Source organism: Aerococcus sp. L_32, assembly GCF_050689315.1.
The window spans coordinates 1-4,758 of the sequence record NZ_JBOEQF010000162.1; the positions used below are offsets into that span (position 1 = coordinate 1).

Below are 4,758 nucleotides of genomic sequence, written 5' to 3' on the forward strand. Positions count from 1 at the left end.
TACCAATTGGTTATTGGACACGAAACATAAAAGTGACTGCTCATAGCCATCTAAATAGTCTTCAATAACGACTTGGCTGGCGGAATCTCCGAAACTTTGATCAAGCAACATGTCTTTTAAAGTGGCCTCTGCCTCTTCAAGACTGTGACAAATCACGACGCCCTTACCTTTGCATAAACCGTCCGCCTTAATAACGATTGGCAGGTCAGCTTGGTTGATATAGTCCTTAGCTTGGTCAAAGTCAGCTGTGGTAAAAGAGTTGGCAGTTGGAATTTGATATTTATTCAAAAATTGCTTGGTCAAATCCTTGCTAGCTTCTAGTTGGGCACTGATTTTGTCAGGACCAAAAACAGCAATACCAGCATCTTTAAAGACATCCACAATGCCGGCACAAAGAGGATCTTCTGGCCCTACAATCACCAGATCGATGGCCTCAGTTAAGGCAAAGTCAAGTAAGCGGTCAAAGTCCATTACGTCGATTGGGACATTGGTATAATCACTTGCCGTACCTGCATTTCCAGGTGCTAGAAAAATATCAACTGGTCGGTTGGACTGGGCCAATTTCCAAGCAATGGCATGTTCTCTACCACCAGCACCAATAATTAGAATTTTCATGATTTCTCCTTAGGAATTAACAGCTCGTCATTAGTGTTTGAAATGACGCATGCCAGTGAACACAACTGAAATATCGTGAGCTTTAGCTGCTTGAATCACTTTCTCATCTTGGACAGAACCACCTGGTTGTACGATGGCTTTAATACCATATTCATGTAAACTATCGATGGTATCTGGGAAGAAGAAGCCGTCTGAAGCGACAACTGCCCCTTCTAATGGGAATTCAGACCGTTGTAAGGCATCTTCAAGCGCCCATACGCGACGCACTTCCCCGTGACCTAAAGCGTAGGTTTGTTTGTCCTTTGCAATGACCATAGCGTTTGACGCACAGTGTTTAGCCACTTTCCAAGCGAAGTCCATATCTTCTAACTCTTTGTCCGTTACTTGACGGTCTGTTTTAAGTTCAAGACCTGTTTCCGCGTAGATTGGTAAGTCTTTATCTTGGATTAACAAGCCACCTACTGTTTCCTTGTAAGTTGTCCCTTTACCCTTGAATTCACCTAATTTAGTCGATTTAACTAAACGTAGATTTTTCTTTTTGGCCAAAATGGCAAAAGCTTCTTCCGTAAAGTCAGGCGCCACGATAATTTCTAGGAAAATTTTCGACAATTCTTCAGCCGTTTCAGCATCAACCGTGCGGTTAAAACCAATAATCCCACCGAAAATAGACACTGGGTCCCCAGCAAATGCTTTTCTGTAGGCTTCTGCCGGTGTATCAGCAACCGCTACCCCACATGGATTAGCATGTTTGACTGCCACACAAACTGGCTCGTCAAACTCTTGGACAAGGTCCATATTGGCCCGCATGTCATTGTAGTTGTTGTAAGAAATTTGTTTCCCATGTAATTGTTCTAGGTCAAAGTCTTCTTCAAGCGGACTTTCATAGTAAACAGCTGCTTGGTGGGGATTTTCCCCGTAACGCAATTCTTCCTTATAACGGAAGGCTTTTGTCAATAATTCTGGGAATTTTTCATCAGCTAGGCCAGTAAAGTACTCAGCGATCATGGCATCATAGAAAGCCGTTAATCTGAAGGCTTTTGCAGCTAAGCTTTCCCGTAATTCAAGGGTGTTATTATCATTTTCCAAAGCGTCAGCAACTAAATCATAATCCGCTGCGTCAGTAACAATTAAGACGTCTTTGTAGTTTTTAGCTGCTGCACGGATCATTGAAGGCCCACCTACATCGATTTTTTCAATAATTTCTGCCTTAGATGAGTCCGCATTTTTCACGGTTTCTTCAAATGGATATAAGCTGTTGATGACCATATCGATGGCATGAATCCCTAATTCATCAACTGTTTCTTGATGTTCAGGAATGTCACGGTTGAATAAGATTCCACCATGGATATGTGGGTGTAAAGTCTTCACACGCCCCTGTAAAATCTCAGGTGAATTGGTCACTTCTTCAACAGAAATCACCTTGATTCCAGCCTCTTCTAATAAAGATTTTGTCCCACCTGTAGAGATGATTTCCCAACCTAATTGGTCTAATTTGGTCGCAAATTCAACAATACCAGTCTTATCGTAAACAGAAATTAAAGCTCTTTTCATATTCGTCTCCTTATGTCTCCGTATTATTTTTTCTTCGTCTAATAGCTAAATCTAGCCGTCTAGACCTCGAATGACTTCAGCGATAGCTGTAATCAATATCCCATGTTCTACTGATAAAACGCGTGCCTGCAAGGTTTCTGCAGTGTCTGTCGGCAAAATGGCAACCACCTCTTGAATCAGAATTTTCCCCTCATCAAAATTTTCGTCCACTAAATGAACGGTAGCCCCAGTCACTTTAACCCCGCGATCAATAGCTGCTTGATGGACTTTTAACCCGTAATACCCCTTACCTGAGAATGCCGGAATAAGTGAAGGATGAATATTCAACATCCGGCCTTCAAAAGCTTGGACCAAGTCTTTGGCAATCAATTTCAAGTATCCTGCTAAAACCACAATATCCACGTCATAGCCCTGTAAAGTCGCTAGAATCCGCTCATCATCATTGGTATAAAATTGGTCAATCCCAGCCTTTTTGGCCCGTTCTAAACCATAAGCGTCTGCCTTATTGGAAATGACCACTGATACTTTAGCTGGTAAGTCGCCTAACCGACAAGCATCTATAATGGCCTGCAGATTGGTCCCACCGCCAGAAATTAAAACCCCAATTTTGATCATACAAAAGATACTCCGTCGGCTTGCGTCGTCACTTGCCCTAATTTAAAGGCGCCGCTGTCATTAGCCGCTAAAACTTGTAAGGCTCTGTCAACATCCGCTGGGTCTAGGAAAATAACCATACCGACCCCCATGTTAAAGGTCCCAAACATTTCATCCTCTGCCACCTGGCCTAGATCTTGTAAATAGTCAAAAATATCTAGCGTTGGGATTTGGTCACGGTTAACCGCTAAACCAAGGCCTTCAGGTAAAGTACGCGGTACATTTTCAAATAAACCACCGCCTGTAATATGGGCTAGCCCTTTGACAGTCACGGCCTCGATTAAGGCTAGCACATCTTTGGCATAGATTTTTGTGGGTGTCAGTAAAACTTCGCCCACCGTCCTATTAGTATCTCGATATTGATTATTAAAATCAATCTTATTTTTTTCTAATATTGCTCTAACTAAAGAAAATCCATTAGAATGGACGCCAGAAGACGGCAAGGCAATAGCGATATCGCCCGCTTTGATGTCTTTTCCTGAAATGATTTTTTCTTTATCGACAAGACCGACGGCAAATCCAGCCAAATCATAATCATCTTCGCCGTACATACCTGGCATTTCAGCAGTTTCACCACCAATTAAGGCAGCACCAGCTTGTTTACAACCATCGGCTACCCCTTGGACGATGCTGGCCATTTTCCCAGGAACTAGTTTACCTGTTGCAATATAGTCAAGGAAAAATAAGGGCTTGGCACCTTGGCAGATAATGTCATTGACACACATCGCGACAAGGTCCATCCCAACGGTATCATGGATACCAACTTCTTGGGCCACCATTAATTTGGTCCCCACCCCGTCAGTTCCAGAAACTAAGACGGGCGCCTTCATATCAGACGCACCTAGTTCAACCATACCTGAAAAGCCACCTGTTTCAGTCATCACCTGATCTGTATAAGTGGCTTTCATCATGTCTTTAATTAATTGCACCTGCTGGTAGCCGGCTTCTTTGTTGACCCCAGCAGACTTATAATCTAATCCCATTTCGCTCTCCTATTATCTTCTATTTGTCGCTTATTCTTCAGTAAAATAAGGTTCATAAAGTTTACTGCGCCCGATGGCACGGTGGAACCCATCTAAAGAAATATATTTCAAGCTATCACAGCCAATCAAATCTCTCACTTCTTCAATCGATCGGTTGTAAGCCACAAGTTGGTGCTTGTCTGGAATATCCACGGTCATCGATTCACCCTTCACAACTGGTGGCGCAGCAATTCGCACATGAATCTTACTTGCGCCTGCTTCTTTTAAGGTGTTGACCGTTCGTTTAATAGTTGAACCCCGCACAATAGAATCGTCGATTAAAATGACTTCACGATTGGCCACAATACTTTTAATTGGGGTCAATTTGATTTCAATATTTCGTTCACGAATGGTTTGCGATGACTGGATAAAGGTCCGGCCAATATAGCGGTTACGAACAAATCCTTGCTCATAGGGTAATCCTGACGCCTTAGCATAACCCATAGACGAAATCACACCCGATTCTGGTGCCCCAATCACAATTCCTTTGTGCAATTGGTCTTCTTGCCATAAGGTTTCCCCTAAACGATAACGAGCATCATAGACAGAAATCCCGTCTAGAATGGAATCCGGACGCGCCGTATAAATAAACTCGAAGGCATCCAGGCTTTCAGTTGCTTCCATGTTGGCTGATAGGTAGTAAGAAATGCATTGTGTTTTTGTTTGAATAAACAATTCACCCGGTTGGATTTCACGAATTACGTGCCCAGCAATCGAATCAATAGCTGCCGTTTCTGAACTCGCAATGATGGTATCGCCCATCTTCCCAATGGCTAAAGGTTTAATCCCGTCCAAATGTTTATAGGCGATAAACCGGTCATTGTTCATATAAATCAAGGTAAATTTACCGATTAAAGCTTCAAAATAAGCTTTAATTGTTTCAATATCTTGCCCAAGCACTTCAATACAAGCCTGG

Annotated in this window: 5 protein-coding genes; all 5 read right to left on the bottom strand. The window is 42.7% G+C overall.

Translation table 11 applies throughout. The features are described from left to right. On the bottom strand, positions 1 to 615 hold a 615-nt coding region (locus ACRCJ0_RS09495; protein WP_431390287.1), incomplete at its 3' end, for a phosphoribosylamine--glycine ligase. Between the two features lie 30 nt (positions 616 to 645). After that, positions 646 to 2,166, bottom strand: coding sequence for a bifunctional phosphoribosylaminoimidazolecarboxamide formyltransferase/IMP cyclohydrolase (gene purH / locus ACRCJ0_RS09500; RefSeq protein ID WP_431390288.1), 1,521 nt, complete (start codon positions 2,164 to 2,166; stop codon positions 646 to 648). A gap of 51 nt (positions 2,167 to 2,217) precedes the next feature. Then, positions 2,218 to 2,781, bottom strand: coding sequence for a phosphoribosylglycinamide formyltransferase (gene purN, locus ACRCJ0_RS09505; RefSeq protein WP_431390289.1), 564 nt, complete (start codon positions 2,779 to 2,781; stop codon positions 2,218 to 2,220). Beyond that, a complete protein-coding gene (gene purM, locus ACRCJ0_RS09510; RefSeq protein WP_182023545.1) occupies positions 2,778 to 3,803 on the bottom strand; it encodes a phosphoribosylformylglycinamidine cyclo-ligase in 1,026 nt (341 codons plus the stop codon). The genes purN and purM overlap by 4 nt, the downstream gene beginning before the upstream one ends. A gap of 30 nt (positions 3,804 to 3,833) precedes the next feature. Continuing rightward, the coding region (locus ACRCJ0_RS09515) for an amidophosphoribosyltransferase (RefSeq protein ID WP_431390290.1) at positions 3,834 to 4,758 on the bottom strand (925 nt) is incomplete at its 5' end.

Excerpts from the sequence above, each read along its gene's own strand:
- purH (WP_431390288.1), bottom strand. The coding sequence starts at position 2,166 with ATGAAAAGAGCTTTAATTTCTGTTTACGATAAGACTGGTATTGTTGAA.
- purM (WP_182023545.1), bottom strand. The coding sequence starts at position 3,803 with ATGGGATTAGATTATAAGTCTGCTGGGGTCAACAAAGAAGCCGGCTAC.
- purN (WP_431390289.1), bottom strand. The coding sequence starts at position 2,781 with ATGATCAAAATTGGGGTTTTAATTTCTGGCGGTGGGACCAATCTGCAG.